We start from the raw sequence: 18,303 nt of genomic DNA on the forward strand, positions 1-18,303 counted from the left end.
CGTTAGCAGGTGGTACACCATGCAGGCAATATCAGCCAAGGACGCGAAGTATAATTTCGGCAGGCTGATCGACATGGCGCGGGCTGAACCCGTCACCGTCGAAAAGCATGGCCGGGCAGTCGTCGTCGTGCTGGCAGTTGAAGAGTATGAGCGATTGAAGGCAATGGAAGCGGGGCACAATGATCAGTCGAGTAAGTAAGGGCGGGGATTTCGGCTCGACATCAGCTATGGGTTCCCGACCGTGAGCGACGCCAGCGGGATCGAACGCGCCGAGTTACACAAGACCATCTGGCGCATCGCCAACGACCTGCGCGGAAGCGTCGATGGGTGGGATTTCAAGAGCTACGTCCTCGGGATGCTGTTCTACCGTTTCATTTCGGAGAACCTGACCAGCTATCTGAACGAACAGGAGCGCCGCGCGGGCAGCCCGAATTTCGACTATGCGAAGCTGGGAGATGCGGAGGCCGAGTTCGGCCGCACGGAAACCGTGAAGGAAAAGGGCTTTTACATCCTGCCCTCGGAGCTGTTTGCCAATGTGCGGGCACGGGCGCGTCACGACGCCAACCTGAACGAAACCCTTGAACGCATTTTCAGCCATATCGAGGGCTCGGCCCTTGGTGCGGACAGCGAAGACGACTTCAAGGGGCTGTTCGACGATCTTGACGTCAACAGCAGCAAGCTTGGCCCGACCGTTGCCCGGCGCAACGAAAAGCTGGTCGGCCTCTTGGACGCCATCGGCGATTTGCCGTTATCGCGCGCCGGCTTCACAGGCAACAGTATCGATCTGTTCGGCGATGCCTATGAATACCTGATGCAGATGTATGCCTCGACCGCCGGCAAGTCGGGGGGCGAGTTCTATACACCGCAAGAGGTGTCCGAGCTGCTGGCCCGCGTCACCGTGCTGGGCAAGACCGAGGTGAACAAGGTCTATGATCCGGCCTGCGGTTCCGGCTCCCTGCTCCTCAGCTTTGCCAAGGTGCTGGGCCACGACCGAGTACGGCAGGGCTTCTTTGGGCAGGAGATCAACCTGACCACCTACAACCTGTGCCGCATCAACATGTTCCTGCACGATGTGAACTATGAGAAATTCGACATCGCCCATGGTGACACGCTGACCGACCCGGCGCATTGGGATGATGAGCCGTTCGAGGCCATCGTGTCCAATCCGCCCTATTCGATCCGCTGGGCGGGCGACGCCAATCCGCTGCTGATCAACGACCCGCGCTTTGCGCCTGCCGGAGTTCTGGCGCCGAAAAGCAAGGCGGATCTCGCCTTCACCATGCATATCCTGTCTTGGCTGGCGGTGAACGGCACCGCCGCCATCGTCGAGTTTCCTGGGGTGCTGTATCGGGGCGGGGCCGAGCAGAAGATCCGCAAATATCTGATCGACAACAACTATGTCGATGCGGTGATCCAGTTGCCGCCCGATCTGTTCTTCGGCACCACGATCGCAACTTGCATCATCGTGCTGAAGAAATCGAAATCCGACAACGCCACGCTGTTCATCGACGCAAGCACCGCGTTCACGAGGGTTGGCAACAAGAACCGGCTGGCAGCCGCGCATCGGCAAGCCATCCTCGACGCCTGTGCCGAGCGCAAGGACGTGGCCCATTTCGCGCGGCTGGTCGAGAATGCCGGGATTGCCGAAAACGGCTATAACATCTCGGTCTCGTCCTATGTCACGCAGGAGGATCGGCGCGAAGCGGTGGATATCGGCGCGCTCAATGCCGAAATCGCAGGCATCGTTGCCCGCCAGGCCGAGTTGCGCCGGGCCATCGACGCCATCGTGGCCGATCTGGAAGGGGCCGGGGCATGAGCCGGATCGACGCGCTGATTGCGAACCTGTGCTCGGATGGGGTGGAGTTCAAAGCCATCGGCGAATTTGGCGAGTTGGTGCGCGGCAACGGCATGCCGAAGTCCGATTTCGTGGAAGCCGGGGTTGGCTGTATTCATTACGGTCAAATCTATACCTACTATGGAGCGTGGGCTTCGGAGACAATTTCGTTCGTCCCGGCCGAGAAAGCAGCCCGATTGGCCAAGGTCGATCCCGGCGATCTGATCATCACCAACACCAGCGAGAACCTCGACGATGTTTGCAAGGCCGTTGCCTGGCTGGGGGATGAGCAGATCGTTACAGGAGGACACGCCACGGTACTGAAGCACGGGCAAGATCCGAAGTATCTTTCCTACTATCTTCAGACGCCGCATTTCTTTGGAGAGAAGAAACGGCTTGCTACGGGAACCAAGGTCATCGACGTATCGGCAAAAAGCCTTGCCAAGATCAAAATTCCCGTCCCGCCACTCGAGATTCAGCAAGAAATCGTTGTAATACTTGATAAATTTACTAAGCTGGAGGCGGAGCTGGAGGCGGAGCTGGAGGCGGAGCTGGAGGCGCGGCGGCGCCAGTATCGTCACTACCGCGATGCCCTGCTCAGCTTCGGAGCAAGCAGCAAGCAGCAAGCAGCAAGCAGCAAGCAGCAAGCAGCAAGCAGCAAGCAGCAAGCAGCAAGCGTAAGGTGGATGGCTTTGGGCGCAATAGGTAATTTCGTTCGTGGGGCTGGCATTCAGAAGTCGGATTTCACCGAAACCGGCCTCGGCTGTATCCATTATGGCCAGATTCACACGCATTACGGTGTTTGGGCAGATCAAACGAAATCCTTCGTCGATCCGGGTTTTGCAGCCCGCGCCCGCAAGGCCCATGCCGGCGATCTGGTCATTGCGACGACCAGCGAGGACGATGAGGCAGTAGCCAAGGCCGTCGCGTGGCTGGGCGACGAGGATGTGGCAGTCAGCACCGACGCCTATATCTTCCGGCACTCGATCAATCCGAAATACATGTCCTATTTCTTCCAGACGGAATTGTTTCAGTCGCAGAAGAAGCCGCATATCACCGGAACCAAGGTCCGCCGCATCTCGGGCGAGAGCCTTGCGAAGATCCGGATTCCTGTCCCGCCCCGGGAGGAGCAGGACCGCATCGTTTCCATCCTCGACCGTTTCGACATGCTGGTGAATGACCTCTCCAGCGGCCTGCCGGCCGAGATCGTCGCCCGCCGCCGCCAGTATGAGCATTACCGCGACCGACTGCTGACCTTCCCCGAGGCCGCATGAGTGAAACCCCCGCCTCGCCGCGCTACGAGCCCATCGCCCTGTCCGGAGAATCCACCGTCGTCGCCGAATTCCTGCCCGATCCGCAGGATGCGCAAGGCACGGGCTGGCAGTCCGAGGCCGAGCTTGAACGCGCCCTGATCCGGCAGTTGCAGGCACAGGCCTATGACTATCTGCCGATCACCCATGAGGCCGATCTGATCGCCAACCTGCGGGCGCAGTTGGAGCGGCTGAACAAGGTCACGTTCTCGGACGCCGAATGGGACCGCTTCTTCACGCAGCATATCGCCAGCGCCAATGACGGTATCCTGGAAAAGACCGCGCGTATCCAAGAGGACCATGTGCAGGTGCTGAAGCGCGACGATGGCACCTCGAAGAACATCACCCTGATCGACAAGGCGAGTATTCACAACAACAGGCTTCAGATTGTCAACCAGTATGAGGTTCCCGGCGGCGAAGGCGGCGGCGCACACGCCAACCGCTATGACGTGACCATTCTGGTCAACGGGTTGCCGATGGTGCATGTCGAGCTGAAACGCCGGGGCGTGGACATCCGCGAGGCGTTCAACCAGATCAGCCGCTACAACCGTGACAGCTTCTGGGCGGGTTCGGGTCTGTTCGACTATGTGCAGCTTTTCGTCATCTCGAACGGCACGCTGACCAAGTATTATTCGAACACCGTACGCGACGGCCATCTTGCCGAGAGCCGGGGGAAACGGTCCCGGCAAAAGACCTCGAACAGCTTTGCCTTCACCAGTTGGTGGGCGGATGCGGCGAACCGCCCGATCACCGATCTGGCCGGCTTCACCCGGACCTTCTTCGCCAGGCATTCGATCCTGAACATCCTGACCCGCTATTGCGTGTTCGACGTGGACCGCAAGCTGTTGGTGATGCGACCCTATCAGATCGTCGCGGCGGAACGCATCCTGCAACGTATCGGCACCGCCACCAACCACCGGCAACTGGGCACGATCGGGGCGGGCGGCTATATCTGGCACACCACCGGCAGCGGCAAGACGCTCACCAGCTTCAAGGCGGCGCAACTGGCGCGCGGCCTGCCCTCGATCGACAAGGTGCTCTTCGTCGTGGACCGCAAGGATCTGGATTACCAGACCATGCGCGAATACGAGCGGTTCGAGAAGGGCGCGGCCAATTCCAACACCTCGACCGCCGTGCTGCAACGGCAGTTGGAAGACCCCAACGCCCGCATCATCATCACCACCATCCAGAAGCTGAGCCGCTTTGTGGTCAAGAACCGCAAGCATCCGGTCTATGACGCGCATGTGGTGGTGATCTTCGACGAATGTCACCGCAGCCAGTTCGGCGACATGCATACCGAGATCACCAGGGTTTTTCGGCGCTATCACCTGTTTGGTTTTACCGGCACTCCGATCTTCGCCGAAAATTCCGCCAGCGGGGGTAATCCGCTTCGGCGCACGACCGAACAGGCTTTCGGCGACAAGCTGCATACCTACACGATTGTCGATGCGATAAACGACAGGAACGTGCTGCCCTTCCGCATCGACTATATCAACACGATCAAGGCCGGGACGGCGATCCGCGACAAGCAGGTATCCGCCATCGACACGGAACGCGCCCTGCTGGCGCCCGAGCGGATTTCGCAGATCGTCGGCTATATCCGTGAGCATTTCGACCAGAAGACCCGCCGGGCCAGTTCCTATCGCCATGACGGCAAGCGGCTGGCCGGGTTCAACTCGCTGTTCGCGACGGCCTCGATCGAGGCGGCCAAACGCTATTATCTAGAGTTTGCCGCGCAGCAGACGGGTTTGCCCGAGGCGCAGCGGCTGAAGGTCGGGCTGATCTACAGCTTCGCCGCCAATGAAGACGATGAGGGCGGCCTGCTGGGCGAGGAGGAGTTCGAGACCGAGGGGCTGGACCAGTCCTCGCGCGATTTTCTGGATGCGGCGATCAAGGATTACAACGCGCTTTTCGGCATCAGTTTCGATACCTCGGCCGAGAAGTTCCAGAACTATTACAAGGATCTGTCACAGCGCCTGAAAAAGCGCGAACTGGACCTGGTGATCGTTGTCAACATGTTCTTGACCGGTTTCGACGCCACGACGCTCAACACGCTCTGGGCCGACAAGAACCTGAAGGCACACGGACTAATCCAGGCATATTCTCGCACCAACCGCATCCTCAACTCGGTCAAGACCTACGGAAATATCGTCTCCTTCCGAAATCTAGAGCAGGAAACCAACGACGCGCTAGCATTGTTCGGCAACAAAGATGCGAAGGGCATCGTGCTGCTGAAACCCTATGGGGAATATTACCAAGAGTATCAGAAGCGGGTCGAGGAACTTCTTGCCGGGTTCCCGCTAGGCAGCGCGATTATCGGCGAGACCGCGCAGAAGGCATTCATCAAGTTATTCGGCTCGATCCTGCGGCTGAAAAACATCCTTGTCGCATTTGACGATTTCGCCGGCCACGAGATTCTGAGCGAGCGCGATTTTCAGGATTATCAGAGCCTGTATCTGAACCTGCACGCCGAGTTCCGTACTGCGTCGGCGGCAGACAAGGAGGCGATCAATGATGACGTGGTGTTCGAGATCGAGCTCATCAAGCAGGTGGAGATCAACGTCGATTACATCCTGCTGCTGGTCGAGCGATACCTGAAGAAGAAGGGCACGGGCGAGGACAAGGAAATCCGCGCCACCATCGACCGTGCGGTCAACTCGAGCCCGTCCCTGCGCAACAAGAAGGATCTCATCGAGCAATTCGTCGACACCGTTTCCACAAAGGCCAGAGTGGATGCGCAATGGCAGGCCTTCGTGGCGGCGAAGAAGGCTGAGGAGCTGGAACGCATCATCACGGAAGAGAACCTGAACGCTGAGGCAACCCGCAGCTTCATTGACAGCGCCTTCCGAGATGGCAGCGTGCCCGCCACCGGTACGGCAATCACCAAGATCCTGCCGCCGGTATCGCGGTTCTCCAAAAACAATGGCCATGCGGCCAAGAAACGAACCGTTCTGGACAGGCTGGCGGCTTTCTTCGAGCGATATTTTGGTCTGGCTTAAGGATTTGGTCACCGCGTTTCAGTCGGCGGTCGGAGAGTTCGTGGCGCATCACTCGAGTGCGATCCGCTGTTCCGTCCACGGCGCAGGGAAAGATCCCATCAGCCGGGCGAGTGTTACCCCCGGCCCCTGCCGCCCGTCGAGGATCGCCTCGACGAGATCGGGGGCCAGCTGCGTCAGCCGAAGAACCCGTGTGAGGTAGGAGACCGCAATGCCCTCGCGTGCAGCCAGTTCGGCGACCGTGACGAAATCCCCGGATTCCAGCATCTGCTTCCAGCGGAAGGCGCGCGCCAGCGCCTTGACCAGCGTATTGTCGGCCTTGTGGTTCTGTGGCGCGTCCGCCGGTAACTGGATCTCCTTCCGCCCGCCGCGCTTCACGACGCGGAACGGGACATGGATGGTCACGGTGTAGGGGATAGACGTGGCCCGGGTCATGCTTCGGCTCCGGCATCGGCGGTGATTTCACGCGCCAGCGCCGCGAGCCCGTCCATGCGCAGGCGGACGTTGAGCCCGCTGACGCCGATCTCGACCCGCTCGACCAACAGGGCCAGAATGCGCGCTTGTTCGGCCGGGAACAGTTCATCCCACAACGGATCGAGCTTCTGAAGGGCTGCTCGAGCGTCGGCCTCGGTGATCCCGTCGCCCTGCGGCCGCGCTGCCTTCCATGTGCCCGCGATAATCTCGGGCTGGCGGAAGACGGCACGCAGTTGGTCAACCACTGCCGCCTCGATGTCGCCAGCAGGGACGCGGCCGATGGGACACGCCCCCGCGCCATGCTTCAGCACCGTCTGGCTGACATAGTAGCGGTAGAGCCTGCCGCCCTTGCGCGTGTGCGTCGGCGAGAACGCGGCGCCATCGGGACCGAAAAGGAGCCCCTTTAGCAGCGCGGGCGTGTCGGCGCGAGTCCGGGCGGCGCGCTTGCGGGGGCTTTCCTTCAGGATGGCGTGAACCTTGTCCCAAGTCTCGCGGTCGATGATTGCGTCATGCTCGCCGGGGTAGCTGTCGCCCTTGTGCACCGCCTCGCCGAGGTAGGCACGGTTCGAAAGCATCCGGTAGAGGTACTTCTTGTCGATCCGGTTGCCGCGCGGCGTGCCGAGCCCCCTAGCGCCGACCTCGCGGGCCAGAACGGTGCAGGAGCCGATCTCGATGAAGCGGGCGAATATCCAGCGCACATGCGCTGCGGCGGTCTCGTCGACCACCAGCTTCCGGTTTTCCACTCGGTAGCCGAAGGGCGGCACCCCGCCCATCCACATTCCCTTCTTCCGGCTGGCGGCGACCTTGTCGCGAATGCGCTCGGCCGTCACCTCGCGCTCGAACTGGGCGAAGCTGAGCAGGATGTTCAGCGTCAGCCGCCCCATGGACGTGGTGGTGTTGAACGACTGCGTCACCGAGACGAAGGTCACGCCATTCCGGTCGAACACCTCGACCAGCTTGGCGAAGTCGGCGAGCGAGCGGCTGAGGCGGTCAATCTTGTAGACCACCACCACGTCGACCAGTCCGTCCTCGATGTCGGCCATCAACCGCTTCAGGCCGGGGCGTTCCAACGTGCCGCCGGAGATGCCGCCGTCGTCATAGTGATCGCGGACCAGCACCCAGCCCTCGGACCGCTGGCTGGCGATGTACGCCTCGCAGGCCTCTCGCTGGGCGTGCAGGCTGTTGAATTCCTGCTCCAAACCTTCCTCGGAGGATTTGCGGGTGTAGACCGCGCAGCGCAACTTGCGGACCACGGGCTTCGTCATGTCCGCCCCCTGTGGTTCTTGAGGCCGAAGAACACCCAGCCATTCCAGCGGGTGCCGGTGATGGCGCGCGCAATGGCGGACAGCGACTTGTAGGGGCGCCCCTGCCACTCGAAGCCGTCAGCGGTGACTGTGACGATGTATTCGACGCCCTGCCATTCGCGCAAGAGGCGCGTGCCCGTGATGGGGCGGTCGCGGTCGAGGCGCATTCCGCGCTTCTTCTTGTCGCCGCCGTCCAGTTCTTCGCCCAGCCGTTCCAGCCGCCGGACGGTCTCGGGCTTGAGCCCGCCATAGGCGAGTTCCTGGATCCGGTAGGCCAGGCGGGATTCGAGGTAGCGCCGGTTGAACGGCGGCGGTTCGCTGTCGAACAGGTCGCGCCACTGCTGCTTCAAGTCGGGCGTGCTGGCGGTCTTCAGCGCGGCCAGGCGCGCGGGGATGGGATCTTGAGTCGTCATGCGGTCTCCGTTGGGTTCGGGGTTGCATGACGGCATCGGTCGGCCGGATAGTGTAGGCGAATTTCTCCAGCATCGTCAGAAGGTTCGTCCCGATCGCGCTGCATCAGGCGGACCAGACCGAGGGCGAGCAGCCCGCACAACTCGGCGCGGCGTTCGGCGGGCGTCATCTGATCGGGTGGCAGTGGATTGGGGCGTTTCATGCGAGCAAGTCCGTGTTGGCTTGCCCTGCCTCTACTCAGCCGATCCGAAAAACGTCCCGCAGGGAAAGATGGCGGTTATGCGAAAGGCCGGACTCGACTCATGGTTGATCCATCGGGTAGAACATAATCAGAACAGGCCGGCCGTTTGCGAGGTATTCCCGTGGGTTCCGATCTCAAGAAATTTGTTAATCCGAAGTTTCTCAAAACCATTGATCCGGCCCTGATGCGGGTTTTGTTCGTTCGGCACTTCGGCGAGGATGAACTGCCTGTGGCATTCGAGGGAGAGGCCGCAACCATTCGGGCAGCTCTGGCGGCGCATTTCGAAGGAACCGTTGCAGGCTGGAACGCCGGAATGGTCGCCGATTTGCATCGCGTTGCCGAGCTTGGAACCAGCGAGGGCATGCAGCTTATTCTGAACGAAGCCCGGCGTCGTGGCGTGGTTCTCTATCCCGAGCCCGACCCTGACGACGCCGAATCCGCGCCCATTCGCCATGATCCCAAACACGTCGCGCTCCACACCTACCTGCTGCACCACCGCGTTTTCGAGGCTGCAGCCGACTTTCATGCGCTGCGTGCGCCGACATCGCCTGCAGAGTTCCGCGGGCCAGAGCGGGACGTGGGTGCGGACCTGACCGAAGAAATGACCGAGGCTTTCAAGGCAGCGGTGATCAATCTGTTTTCGCAGGACCTGCAGGGTCAATATTGCCGCCTAGGGCCCTATGAGGAAGATGGCGAAATCAACCTGGTGATCAGCCACGGCGCGCAAGTCACCACAACGCCGGTGGTCACCGGGGATCGCGAAGAGATCATTACCCTTCGGGCGGTCAAATATGCGGTGCTGCGGTACTCCCCGGTCGAAGGGCGCCTGTTCGTAGGCGGCGTGGTCAAGGCGCAGCAAGGCGAGATCTCCGAGCTTTTCGCCCGGCATATCCTGAGGCGGCCGGGCTTCTTCTCGGGGCGGGACGCCCGCGATCTTTATACGCTCGATCCGATCAGCGATGCCGGGCCCGATTTCGCGTTCCAGCATCGCTATGACGAGACCATCAAGGAGGTTCGGATCGTTGCCGCCGCCGCTGACCTCTTCGAGCGGGATGAAGAGGATCAGCGCTGGCGTCATGTGCGCAGTTGGGAATCGAAAGACGCGTCCGGCGGCGCGCTGACCCATTTTCGGGGCAGCGAGGTGCGGTTCGGCCGGGGCTGGCGGTTGGGCGAGATCACCTTCCGGGTCGCATTCGAAACCGGCGCCAAGCGGCCGGCACAGGTCACGGTGCGGCTGAAGCCGCCAGGGACGCTCGCCTTCCGCCGGACGCGGTTCGAAAAGGCGATCCACACGCTGGTTCAGCGCAATGGGCTCGAAAAGGACCGCGATGCTGGCATGGTTGTGGACGCGGCTGAGTGAGGGCGGCGCCCGGGTCGCGATATCGGGCCGGGCGCTGAGCCGTTTTTCCGCAAACGATATTGAGCGCGTCTTGCGGGCGCAGGTACTGATCGAAGAGCAGAAGGCCGATACCTGGTCGGTCTGCGCGGAGTGCGATTGCGGGCTTGATGCGCGCCCCGTCGAACAGTTGGGTGATGCATTCCGGGCCTGCTGCCCGCACGATCAGGCCGAAGACGTGATCCTCCAGAAGGACGATCTGCGCCGCTTTTCGGTCGACGTCGACCGGCTTGTGACCCGGATTTCTGCCAGCGGTGATCTTGGCGGCGCGGTCACCCGCATTGCGGACGACGTCTGGCTATTGGGGGAGACCCCGTCTGGGCATGCCGTGGTCCTGTCAATCGATGCTGAAAATCTGGTTGCGCCGGGCGCGGTGATGGCGATCAGGGTGGCCGTGGGGCCGAAGCCGATCATGGCAATCGTCCACGACCTTTCCGCGGCAATCGCCGTCAGGCTTCGGGAGGTCGGGGTCGAGCCCCACGAAATTGCGGCGGTTTTCAAGGCAGGGTCGGATGGCACGGAACGCCTCGTCCTCGATCCGCCATCTTCAGTTCCGCGCCTTGTCATGAAGCTTTCGGCGCAATCGGTCACTCTCGACGGCCGTCGGCTAGACCTGCCGACTCAGATGTTCGCGCTGTTTCGTCTGCTGATCGAGCAATCCGTCAAGCGTGATCCAGTCCTGAAAAAGCAGGATATCGAGAGACAGACCGGCCGGCCACCCAACCAGATCATCCGAGATCTTCGGAAGGCGCTGGTCGGTTGTGGGCTGACCAGCGACCAAGCAAAGGCGTTGGTCGCGACGGTACATGCTCGCGGCTATCGGCTCGGCCTCGACCTTGCCGAAGTGGTCATCGAATCCTGAGGCCGCCACACACAATCCGCACATAACAAACACACGGCAATCACACCGGCGGCAGCGCGCTGAACGGCACATTCGGAACAACAGCAACATGTTCCGAGGTGCTCCTGAATGCTTCCGCCGATTTCCCCCGACGACCTTGCCACGCTGATCGATGAGGCGGCCATTGCCGCGCGCCGCCTGCATCGCAAGCTGGTGCTGCCTGCCGCCGATCTCGACGATCTCCGCCAGGACCTGCTGGTCGACCTGATCTGCCGGCTGCCCGGCTTCGACGCGCGCCGCGGCAGCATCGGCGCTTTCTCCAACATCGTCTTGCGCAACCAGTCCTCGCGCATCGCCATCCGTCATCACCGCCAGCGGCGCATGCAGGGCGGCACGGTGCTTTCGCTCGACGCCCCCGTTTCCGGCGCGACCGAACTGCTGGGCTGCCTGCTGGCGGAAGCCGATGGTCTGGCCGCCTGGCATGGGCAGGACCGCTCTGCCACGGACGACGCCGACACAATCCACGATCTCGCCCGGGTGCTGGGCGGCCTGCCCGAGGATGCCCGCGGGCTTTGCGCGGCACTTGGCACCTGCGCTGTCGTGGAGATCGTCGAGCGTACCGGCACCTCCCGTTCCGCCCTCTACCGCCACATCGCCCGCCTGCGGCTCGACCTCGCCATGCGCGGGATCGGGGCCGAGTGGGACGGTTCGAAAGCAGCGTGAGTAGAGGACCGACATGGAGATGATCGTCATGCCCCTCACTGAATTCACCCCCGCAAAGGCCCGGCCGCTCACCGACATCGAGTTCTGCGCCTGGATCGGCCAAGCCATGCCGGGCGACCGGCTCGAGTATCATCGCGGGTTTCTCGGGATCGATACCACGGCGGTGATTTCGACCTTGCCGGAACCGGAACGCCGCAGGCTCGGGGCGCTGGCCAGTGCCGCCCACCGCGCCTTCGAGGCCGCGCTGGTGCATCTGGTGCAGGTCCGCGTCGGCCCCGACCGCTTCGCCTATCTGGCCATCGCGCGGACCAAGCCGCGCCATGCGCCGATCCCGTTTTCCCAACTCATCACGACAGAGGAGGCCGCCTGATGCGCGCCACGCTTGCCTGTATCGAGGATCGGCTGCCGCCGTCCCTTTACTTTCTTCTGGCCGGAAGCTCGGCCGCATCCCTCAACGGAGACCACGACATGACCGAGACCAACGGCCCGCTTGCGCGCCTGCGCAAGGCTTTCCGCAGCCTTGAGGATCTGCCGGAGGTGATCCCCGCCGCCTGGCGTCCCGGCGATGCCACCGATCCGCTGCCCGTCGAGACCGCGAGTGTCGACGATATCGCCATCGCCATTGTCGCCGCCAATGGCGAACTGTCCGCGGCCATCCAGCGATCCTCGGCGCTGGAGAAGCTCCACCGTCTGGCCCGCGAAGCCGGGGCTGTCGGCACGGACCGCGCCGTGGATGCGGCCCTGAAACGGGAGGGGCGCTGATGGCCATGCCTTCCCCCAGCACCGAAGCGCAGCCCGAGGCCCGCTTCGACAACGCGCCGAAGTTCGACGACCTCGACCGGCTGTCCCTCGGCGAGATCGCCGACATGCCGCCGGCGCTGCTTCTCGCGCTGCAGGAAGAAGCAGCGGCCGAGACCGCCCGGATCAAGCGCCTGAAGGACCGTTTCGAAGCGGCACTGGCGCAGCGTTATGGCGTTGCGACCGAGGCCGAGCGGTCTGCGCAGGGCAAGACCTCGGGCACTGTGCGGGTCGAAGATGCGGGCGTGATGGTGATCGCCGACCTGCCGAAGAAGGTCACGTGGGATCAGGACCGGCTGGCCGCGATGGCGACCCGGATCCGCGAGGCAGGCGACGATCCCACCCAGTATCTCGAGATCGCCTATCGCGTGCCCGAACGCCGCTTCGGGGCCTGGCCCGACGCCATGCGCGAAGGCTTCGCAGCCGCCCGGTCCGAGACCACCGGCAAACCTGTGTTCCGGCTCGAGACCCGAGACCGGTGACGCGCGGCGGCGGGACGCCCGAGCGGTAACGCTGGGCAGGTTCCCCTTCGGCACCCGGTCACCCCCGCCGCCGCGCCCCTTGCAATCTTTCGGAGAACCCCATGGCCTTCCGCATCATCACCGCCGACGAACGCCTCTCGGCCGCCGAGAACAAGACCTCGCTCGCCATCTTCGGCCCGCCCGGCGTAGGCAAGACCACGCTTCTGAAGTCCCTGCCTGCCGAGGAAACCGTCTGCCTCGACCTTGAGGCCGGGATGAAATCGGTGCAGGACTGGCGCGGCGCGTCGATCCCGGTGCGCAGCTTCACCGACTTCCGCGATCTGGCGGTGCTGATCGGCGGGCCGGACCCCGCGCAACATCCGCAGTCTTGGTACGGGACCGAACGGCACGCGTGGCTGCAGGCCCAGCACCGCGACAGCGGCATCGAGGCCTTCCTCGCCGCGCGCCGCATCGTCTTCGTCGACTCGATCACCGATCTGACCCGGCAGGCGATGGCCTATGCCCGCCAGCAGCCTGAAGCCTTCTCGGACCGGACCGGCAAGCCGGATGTCCGAGGCGCCTATGGGCTTCTGGGGCGTGAGGTGATCCAGGCGCTGAAGCACCTCCAGCATGCGCGCGGCAAGACAGTGATCTTCGTGGGCGTGCTGGAAAAGGTGACCGACGATTTCGGTGCCGTCACCTGGCAGCCGCAGATGGAAGGCAGCAAGGCGGGGCGGGAATTGCCCGGCATCGTGGACCAGGTGGTTTCGATGCAGTTGTTCGCCCGCGATGCCGAGGGTGGTTGGGTTCTGGACGAGACCGCCACGGACCGCCGCCTTGTCTGCAAGTCCGGCAACCCCTGGGGCCTTCCCGCCAAGGACCGGTCCGGCCGTCTCGACCTGACCGAGCCGCCCGACCTCGGCGCGCTGCTCGCGCGGATCGACGGCCGCGCCTCCCATCAACCCGCTTTTGCCTCCTGATCCCTGAAAGGAACTGACATGAGCTACGATCTGAACGACGCCCAACCTCAGATGGCCCCCATCGGCGAGCTGATCCCGGACGGCACCTTCGCCAAGGTCCGCCTGACCATCCGCCCCGGCGGGGTGAATGGCGCAACCCCGATGGATGCTGGGCTGCTGAAGGCCTCGCAGTCCAGCGATGCGCGCATGCTCGACTGCGAATTCACGGTGGTCGAAGGCCCGCATGCCCGCCGCAAGTTCTGGCAGAGCTTCACCGTGGCAGGCGGAAAACTGGACGAGAAAGGCCAGTCCATCGGCTGGAAGATCTCGAAATCCACGTTTCGCGCCATGGTCGACAGCGCCCTCGGGCTCGATCCGCGCGACGAAACCCCGGCGACCAAGGCCAAGCGGGTGCTGCCCGGCCTCAAGCATCTCGACGGCATCGTCTTCGCAGCCCGCATCATGGTGGAGCCCGCGTCCAACCCGCAATACCGCGACCAGAACCGCATCGCCAACGTCGTTCTGCCCGACGAGCCGCACCATGCCACCGTCATGCGCGGTGAAACCGTCCCGCCGGAACCCGTCAACGCCCCGCCGCGCAAGGCCGCGAGCGGCGCGGCGCCGGGCTGGCAAGCGCCGACACCGGCATGGGGCGCGGCACCGCAGCCCGCTGCAACTACCGCTCCGGCCTGGGGCGCGCAGACCGCACCCGCAGCGCCGCCCGCGCCGCAGGCCCCGGCACCCGCCGCGCCGGGCACCCCCGCCATGCCCGCCTGGCTCAATGGCTGAGGCGCGGCGGAAACGGCGGTCGGGTGGTTCCGCTGGGTCACCCATCGCCGAGGCCGAAGGGGCTGGGCCGGGCGACCGGCCCATGACCCCGGACGAATGGCAGGCGCAAGTAACGCGCGCCGCCGCGCTGGAGATCGGAACATGGCTCGAGGCCCGAGGAAGACTGCACCAACCCATCGCAAGCCTTACCCTCGGCGACCTCGAGGCCATGGCGGTGAACGCCATCTCGCGCTGGATCGTGATGCAGACCGAGAAGCTTCAGCGGGCGGGTTGGCCGCCCGAGGACCCGATCGCGAATTTCCTACTGGGGTAGCGCTTTGCGCCGTCTGCGCGCGGGAGGCTCGTGGCTTCGGCTACGTCCACCGCCTCCAGCACGACCGCTATCCCTATCACCGCTTCTGCTCGCTCCGCTGTCAGGACGTGGGCAGCGCAATCGCCCAAAGGATGAATGGCATGATCGACAAGACCGCCCGCGAGGCACAGGCGATCCGCGACGCGCGGACGCTCTTTGCCGAAGCGTTGACCGACCTCGGGCTCATGGAGCCTTTCTTCCATCGCACGGCCGCAGATATCGACCGGCTGATCGAGGCGGCCGTCACCGGCTATGTCGACAGCATGTTGGCGCAAGGCGCGCGCAAGGAGCGCACCGGCACGGCCCATGACGATCCGATTCCGTTCTGAGGAGGTCGTCATGATCGATCTAAACAATGAGACCGCCCCCTGGGCCGACCTTCTTGCCGCCGCGACGGCAAATGCCATCACCGACTTCGAGGTCGAGTTCTGCGAGAGCCTGCGCCAGAAGCTGGAGACATCCGGCCCGCGCGCCCGGCTGACCGAGGCCCAGCATCACAAGCTGACCTGCATCGCGCAGGCTGGCGGGTTCTGGGAGCGTGACCAATGATCGACCTGAACCACGGCTCCGGCTGTAACTATGGCCAAGGCGCACCGCGTCCACCGATCGCCACCGCCGTCTCGGCCGCCATCGATTCTGCCCTGACGGCGCGCAATCGCGCCGAGCGCCCCCGCACCTATGTCAGTTCCTCTGGGCTTGGGCGCGACTGCCTGCGTCAGATCCAGTTCGACTATCTCGCTGTCCCCAAGGACGAGGGCCAGGAGTTTGAACCGCGCATCCTGCGGATCTTCGAGGCTGGCCATCGGGCCGAGGACATTGTCGCGGGCTGGTTCCGGATTGCCGGGTTCGATCTGCGCACCGAACGCCCCGATGGCCGCCAGTTCGGCTTCGCGGCCATGGCTGGCCGGTTCAAGGGCCATATCGACGGCTGCTTCGTCTCCGGCCCCGTGGCGATGGATTATCCCGCGCTCTGGGAGAACAAGGCGCTCGGCGCGTCGAGCTGGAAGGATGTGGTCAAGCGTGGCGTCAGCATCGCGCGACCCGTCTACGCCGCCCAGATCGCGCTTTATCAGGCTTACATGGACCTGCCCAACCCGGCGCTCTTCACCGCGCTGAACCGTGACACGATGGAATTGCACACGGAACTGGTGCCGTTCGATGCCCGCTTGGCGCAGGAGATGTCGGATCGCGCGGTCGGGGTCGTGCAGGCGTCCGAGGCGGACGAATGGTTGCCGCGGGCGGCGACCGAACCCACGGCCGTCGTCTGCCGGGGTGGCATGGCGGCCGGCAAGTGGCACGCGCCCTGCGCATGGGCGGCTAGGTGCTGGGGTGAGCGGCGATGATCCCCGACGCCTATGATCTCAAGCGGATCGTCCGCGCCCATCGCGCGCGCTTCTGGCTGCGGGACCTGCTCGAAGGGTTCGAATTCGCACCGGTCTGGCGTTTCGCCGATCAGGCGCAGTTCGATTCCGACGACGTCGATGCGCTGGCCCGCCGCCTCGCGGCAGGTCCGCAACGGTTGCCGCACCCCGAGACGATTTTTGAGTTGGCCGACCGCAGTCGGACCATCCGCAGCCAGATCGTCTATGCACGGCAGCGCGACGACGGCATCGAGGCGGTCTGGCTCGCCCTGTGGCGCAGGCCCAGACGCTGGACCGATATCCATGCCCATGTCCGGATCGCCGATGGCGGCATCGCCGAGTTTGCCACCAATCCGGCACTTCGCGATGCAGGGCTTGCCGAACAAAGCGGTCAGGCGGCGGCCGCCATCGTCTGGCGCGGGCTCGCGATCCTCGCATCGTCAGCGAGCATCAGCGAACGCCAGATCGCCCCGATCAGGCGCACACCCTTCGCGCGGGATGGCGTGCGCGGCTGGACTTGGCATCAGGTCGCCATCGATCCGGCCCGGCTACGCGCCACATCCGAGCGGCTCGGTGGCAGTCATGCCAGCCCGCGCTGGCACCTGCGCCGGGGGCATTGGCGCCAGTTGCCGGACGGTCGGCGCATCTTCGTGCGCCAATGTGAAGTGGGCGATCCCGCGCGCGGCGGGGTGGTCAAGGATTATGCGGTGGAGGCGCGGCGAACATGACGGAATTCACCCCATCGGCTGCGCAGGCCGCCGCGATCGCCGAGGTCCGCGACTGGTTCGAGAACCGCACCGAGCAGCAACAGGTGTTCCGGCTCTTTGGCTATGCCGGATCGGGCAAGAGCACGGTGCTGAAGTTCGCGCTCGATGAGCTTGGCCTGTCGCCCCACCGCGGCGCGAAGGACGGCACCTGTGTGCCGGGTGTGGTCACCGCCACCTTCACCGGCAAGGCGGCGCTCGTGCTGACCCGCAAAGGCACGCCTGCGCGCACCATCCACAGCCTGATCTATTCTGTGATCGAGGCCACGGAAGCGGAAATCGAGGCCGCAGCGCAGAAGGTCCGAGAAGCCGAGACTGCCGCGCGGCGGCTGACCGGCTTTGACCGCACCACTGCCGAGGCCGCGATCGAGGCCATGCGGCAGGCGCTCTCGGCGATGAAGCATCCCCGCTTCGCCCTGAACCCGCAGAGCGATGCGGCAGATGCAAGGCTGATCGTCCTCGACGAGGTGTCGATGGTGGGCGAGGAAATGGCGCGCGATCTGATGAGTTTTGGCAAACCGATCCTCGTTCTGGGCGATCCGGGTCAGTTGCCGCCCATCAAGGGCGAAGGAGCCTTCACCCGCGATACGCCCGACGTGATGCTGACAGAGATTCACCGTCAGGCGGCCGAGAGCGCCATCATCCGTCTCGCCACCATGGCGCGGATGGGGGAGCCCATCGGGTTCGGGGTTTACGACGCCCATGTCGCCAAGCTGCGTAAGGGCGACATCACGCCGGATCATGCGCTGCGCGGTGGGCAGTTGATCTGCGGCCTGAACGCGACGCGCTTCCAGCTGAACAATGCGATGCGGGCGGCGGCCGGGCTGGGCGGGACATATCTTCCCACCGGCAGGGCGGAAAAGATCATCTGCCTGAAGAACGACAATTCGCTCGGTCTGATCAACGGCATGTTCCTGACCCTCGAGGATATCGTCGATGAGGGTAGCCTCTACTTCTCTGCCGTGGTGCATGACGAAGACGGGCGCCGGGTCTCCCCCTTTGACAGCGACGGCCGTCCGGGCCGGTTGCGCATCTACAAGGGGCATTTCGAGGATCATGTGGCCTTCGATGCCAAGCGCCATGACCGCGACTGGCGGGAAAAGCGCAAGCTGACCGAGGCGACCTTCGGCTGGGCGATCACCGCCCACAAGGCCCAAGGCTCGCAGTGGGAGAATGTGATCGTCTGGGATGACGGACTTGGCCGCAGCGAGATCGACCGCCGCCGCTGGCTCTATACCGCTATCACCCGCGCTGAGCGCGGGCTCGTCCTTCTGGCCTGAGGGGGCGCG

General features: G+C 63.9%; 22 protein-coding genes. 18 read left to right on the forward strand and 4 right to left on the reverse strand.

Annotated elements, in window-relative coordinates; genetic code table 11:
- The first annotated feature begins 19 nt into the window (after positions 1–19).
- The 4 genes from GL284_RS17170 to GL284_RS17185 are packed head-to-tail and all read left to right on the forward strand — an operon-like array spanning position 20 to position 6,143.
- Positions 20–199 (forward strand): type II toxin-antitoxin system Phd/YefM family antitoxin, encoded by a 180-nt coding sequence (locus GL284_RS17170; RefSeq protein WP_076365648.1) that lies wholly within the window; start codon positions 20–22, stop codon positions 197–199.
- Between the two features lie 42 nt (positions 200–241).
- Positions 242–1,816 carry a type I restriction-modification system subunit M gene (locus GL284_RS17175; RefSeq protein ID WP_341870490.1) on the forward strand — a complete coding sequence of 525 codons (1,575 nt, stop codon included), beginning with the start codon at positions 242–244 and terminating at the stop codon, positions 1,814–1,816.
- A complete protein-coding gene (locus GL284_RS17180) occupies positions 1,813–3,108 on the forward strand; it encodes a restriction endonuclease subunit S (RefSeq protein WP_155045830.1) in 1,296 nt (431 codons plus the stop codon). The genes GL284_RS17175 and GL284_RS17180 overlap by 4 nt, the downstream gene beginning before the upstream one ends.
- Positions 3,105–6,143 carry a type I restriction endonuclease subunit R gene (locus GL284_RS17185; protein WP_155045831.1) on the forward strand — a complete coding sequence of 1,013 codons (3,039 nt, stop codon included), beginning with the start codon at positions 3,105–3,107 and terminating at the stop codon, positions 6,141–6,143. Before GL284_RS17180 ends, GL284_RS17185 begins: the two co-directional genes overlap by 4 nt.
- Positions 6,144–6,191: 48 nt before the next feature.
- Here GL284_RS17185 and GL284_RS17190 read toward each other — a convergent pair whose 3' ends face one another.
- Genes GL284_RS17190 through GL284_RS17205 form a run of 4 tightly spaced genes read right to left on the reverse strand, consistent with a single transcriptional unit; the run spans position 6,192 to position 8,531 of the window.
- Positions 6,192–6,575 (reverse strand): helix-turn-helix domain-containing protein, encoded by a 384-nt coding sequence (locus GL284_RS17190; protein WP_155045832.1) that lies wholly within the window; start codon positions 6,573–6,575, stop codon positions 6,192–6,194.
- Positions 6,572–7,879, reverse strand: a complete 1,308-nt coding sequence (locus GL284_RS17195) for a recombinase family protein (RefSeq protein WP_155045833.1) — start codon at positions 7,877–7,879, stop codon at positions 6,572–6,574. Before GL284_RS17195 ends, GL284_RS17190 begins: the two co-directional genes overlap by 4 nt.
- Positions 7,876–8,331, reverse strand: coding sequence for a DUF2924 domain-containing protein (locus tag GL284_RS17200; protein ID WP_155045834.1), 456 nt, complete (start codon positions 8,329–8,331; stop codon positions 7,876–7,878). Before GL284_RS17200 ends, GL284_RS17195 begins: the two co-directional genes overlap by 4 nt.
- The gene (locus tag GL284_RS17205; RefSeq protein WP_097031826.1) at positions 8,328–8,531 is read right to left on the reverse strand and encodes a hypothetical protein; all 204 of its coding nucleotides are present in this window, start codon (positions 8,529–8,531) and stop codon (positions 8,328–8,330) included. The genes GL284_RS17200 and GL284_RS17205 overlap by 4 nt, the downstream gene beginning before the upstream one ends.
- Before the next feature lie 160 nt (positions 8,532–8,691).
- On the opposite strand from GL284_RS17205, the gene GL284_RS17210 reads away from it, so the two are divergent.
- The 14 genes from GL284_RS17210 (at position 8,692) to GL284_RS17275 (ending at position 18,294) form a co-directional block, all read left to right on the forward strand.
- Complete coding sequence (locus GL284_RS17210; protein ID WP_097031827.1) at positions 8,692–9,930, forward strand: hypothetical protein; 1,239 nt, start codon at positions 8,692–8,694, stop codon at positions 9,928–9,930.
- The gene (locus GL284_RS17215; RefSeq protein ID WP_155045835.1) at positions 9,899–10,828 is read left to right on the forward strand and encodes a winged helix-turn-helix domain-containing protein; all 930 of its coding nucleotides are present in this window, start codon (positions 9,899–9,901) and stop codon (positions 10,826–10,828) included. Before GL284_RS17210 ends, GL284_RS17215 begins: the two co-directional genes overlap by 32 nt.
- A gap of 108 nt (positions 10,829–10,936) precedes the next feature.
- Complete coding sequence (locus GL284_RS17220) at positions 10,937–11,530, forward strand: hypothetical protein (RefSeq protein ID WP_155045836.1); 594 nt, start codon at positions 10,937–10,939, stop codon at positions 11,528–11,530.
- Positions 11,531–11,543: 13 nt separating this feature from the next.
- Positions 11,544–11,900, forward strand: a complete 357-nt coding sequence (locus GL284_RS17225) for a hypothetical protein (protein WP_155045837.1) — start codon at positions 11,544–11,546, stop codon at positions 11,898–11,900.
- Positions 11,900–12,292: a hypothetical protein gene (locus GL284_RS17230; protein ID WP_230383122.1), complete on the forward strand. Its 393-nt coding sequence runs from the start codon at positions 11,900–11,902 to the stop codon at positions 12,290–12,292. The genes GL284_RS17225 and GL284_RS17230 overlap by 1 nt, the downstream gene beginning before the upstream one ends.
- Entirely contained in the window at positions 12,292–12,810 is a 519-nt protein-coding gene (locus tag GL284_RS17235) for a hypothetical protein (RefSeq protein WP_155045838.1), read from the forward strand. Before GL284_RS17230 ends, GL284_RS17235 begins: the two co-directional genes overlap by 1 nt.
- A gap of 101 nt (positions 12,811–12,911) precedes the next feature.
- Entirely contained in the window at positions 12,912–13,769 is an 858-nt protein-coding gene (locus GL284_RS17240; RefSeq protein ID WP_155045839.1) for an ATP-binding protein, read from the forward strand.
- 18 nt (positions 13,770–13,787) lie between these two features.
- On the forward strand, positions 13,788–14,537 hold the full coding sequence (locus GL284_RS17245) for a hypothetical protein (protein ID WP_155045840.1): 750 nt from the start codon (positions 13,788–13,790) through the stop codon (positions 14,535–14,537).
- 82 nt (positions 14,538–14,619) lie between these two features.
- Positions 14,620–14,850: a hypothetical protein gene (locus GL284_RS17250; RefSeq protein WP_155045841.1), complete on the forward strand. Its 231-nt coding sequence runs from the start codon at positions 14,620–14,622 to the stop codon at positions 14,848–14,850.
- Positions 14,851–14,990: 140 nt separating this feature from the next.
- A complete protein-coding gene (locus GL284_RS17255; protein ID WP_155045842.1) occupies positions 14,991–15,218 on the forward strand; it encodes a DUF6511 domain-containing protein in 228 nt (75 codons plus the stop codon).
- A 10-nt stretch (positions 15,219–15,228) separates the two neighbouring features.
- Positions 15,229–15,438, forward strand: a complete 210-nt coding sequence (locus GL284_RS17260; protein ID WP_155045843.1) for a hypothetical protein — start codon at positions 15,229–15,231, stop codon at positions 15,436–15,438.
- Positions 15,435–16,232, forward strand: a complete 798-nt coding sequence (locus tag GL284_RS17265; RefSeq protein WP_155045844.1) for a hypothetical protein — start codon at positions 15,435–15,437, stop codon at positions 16,230–16,232. The genes GL284_RS17260 and GL284_RS17265 overlap by 4 nt, the downstream gene beginning before the upstream one ends.
- The gene (locus GL284_RS17270; RefSeq protein WP_155045845.1) at positions 16,229–16,978 is read left to right on the forward strand and encodes a hypothetical protein; all 750 of its coding nucleotides are present in this window, start codon (positions 16,229–16,231) and stop codon (positions 16,976–16,978) included. The genes GL284_RS17265 and GL284_RS17270 overlap by 4 nt, the downstream gene beginning before the upstream one ends.
- Positions 16,975–18,294 (forward strand): ATP-dependent DNA helicase, encoded by a 1,320-nt coding sequence (locus GL284_RS17275; RefSeq protein WP_155045846.1) that lies wholly within the window; start codon positions 16,975–16,977, stop codon positions 18,292–18,294. Before GL284_RS17270 ends, GL284_RS17275 begins: the two co-directional genes overlap by 4 nt.
- Positions 18,295–18,303 lie beyond the last annotated feature (9 nt).

The sequence above is a fragment of the Paracoccus shanxieyensis genome (assembly GCF_009711265.1).
Taxonomy (GTDB): Bacteria; Pseudomonadota; Alphaproteobacteria; order Rhodobacterales; family Rhodobacteraceae; genus Paracoccus; species Paracoccus shanxieyensis.

Bases quoted from the DNA above. Each gene is read 5' to 3' on its own strand.
- GL284_RS17170 (WP_076365648.1), top strand. From the start codon at position 20: ATGCAGGCAATATCAGCCAAGGACGCGAAGTATAATTTCGGCAGGCTG.
- GL284_RS17180 (WP_155045830.1), top strand. From the start codon at position 1,813: ATGAGCCGGATCGACGCGCTGATTGCGAACCTGTGCTCGGATGGGGTG.
- GL284_RS17185 (WP_155045831.1), top strand. From the start codon at position 3,105: ATGAGTGAAACCCCCGCCTCGCCGCGCTACGAGCCCATCGCCCTGTCC.
- GL284_RS17190 (WP_155045832.1), bottom strand. From the start codon at position 6,575: ATGACCCGGGCCACGTCTATCCCCTACACCGTGACCATCCATGTCCCG.
- GL284_RS17195 (WP_155045833.1), bottom strand. From the start codon at position 7,879: ATGACGAAGCCCGTGGTCCGCAAGTTGCGCTGCGCGGTCTACACCCGC.
- GL284_RS17200 (WP_155045834.1), bottom strand. From the start codon at position 8,331: ATGACGACTCAAGATCCCATCCCCGCGCGCCTGGCCGCGCTGAAGACC.
- GL284_RS17205 (WP_097031826.1), bottom strand. From the start codon at position 8,531: ATGAAACGCCCCAATCCACTGCCACCCGATCAGATGACGCCCGCCGAA.
- GL284_RS17215 (WP_155045835.1), top strand. From the start codon at position 9,899: ATGCTGGCATGGTTGTGGACGCGGCTGAGTGAGGGCGGCGCCCGGGTC.
- GL284_RS17220 (WP_155045836.1), top strand. From the start codon at position 10,937: ATGCTTCCGCCGATTTCCCCCGACGACCTTGCCACGCTGATCGATGAG.
- GL284_RS17225 (WP_155045837.1), top strand. From the start codon at position 11,544: ATGGAGATGATCGTCATGCCCCTCACTGAATTCACCCCCGCAAAGGCC.
- GL284_RS17230 (WP_230383122.1), top strand. From the start codon at position 11,900: ATGCGCGCCACGCTTGCCTGTATCGAGGATCGGCTGCCGCCGTCCCTT.
- GL284_RS17235 (WP_155045838.1), top strand. From the start codon at position 12,292: ATGGCCATGCCTTCCCCCAGCACCGAAGCGCAGCCCGAGGCCCGCTTC.
- GL284_RS17240 (WP_155045839.1), top strand. From the start codon at position 12,912: ATGGCCTTCCGCATCATCACCGCCGACGAACGCCTCTCGGCCGCCGAG.
- GL284_RS17245 (WP_155045840.1), top strand. From the start codon at position 13,788: ATGAGCTACGATCTGAACGACGCCCAACCTCAGATGGCCCCCATCGGC.
- GL284_RS17250 (WP_155045841.1), top strand. From the start codon at position 14,620: ATGACCCCGGACGAATGGCAGGCGCAAGTAACGCGCGCCGCCGCGCTG.
- GL284_RS17255 (WP_155045842.1), top strand. From the start codon at position 14,991: ATGATCGACAAGACCGCCCGCGAGGCACAGGCGATCCGCGACGCGCGG.
- GL284_RS17260 (WP_155045843.1), top strand. From the start codon at position 15,229: ATGATCGATCTAAACAATGAGACCGCCCCCTGGGCCGACCTTCTTGCC.
- GL284_RS17265 (WP_155045844.1), top strand. From the start codon at position 15,435: ATGATCGACCTGAACCACGGCTCCGGCTGTAACTATGGCCAAGGCGCA.
- GL284_RS17270 (WP_155045845.1), top strand. From the start codon at position 16,229: ATGATCCCCGACGCCTATGATCTCAAGCGGATCGTCCGCGCCCATCGC.
- GL284_RS17275 (WP_155045846.1), top strand. From the start codon at position 16,975: ATGACGGAATTCACCCCATCGGCTGCGCAGGCCGCCGCGATCGCCGAG.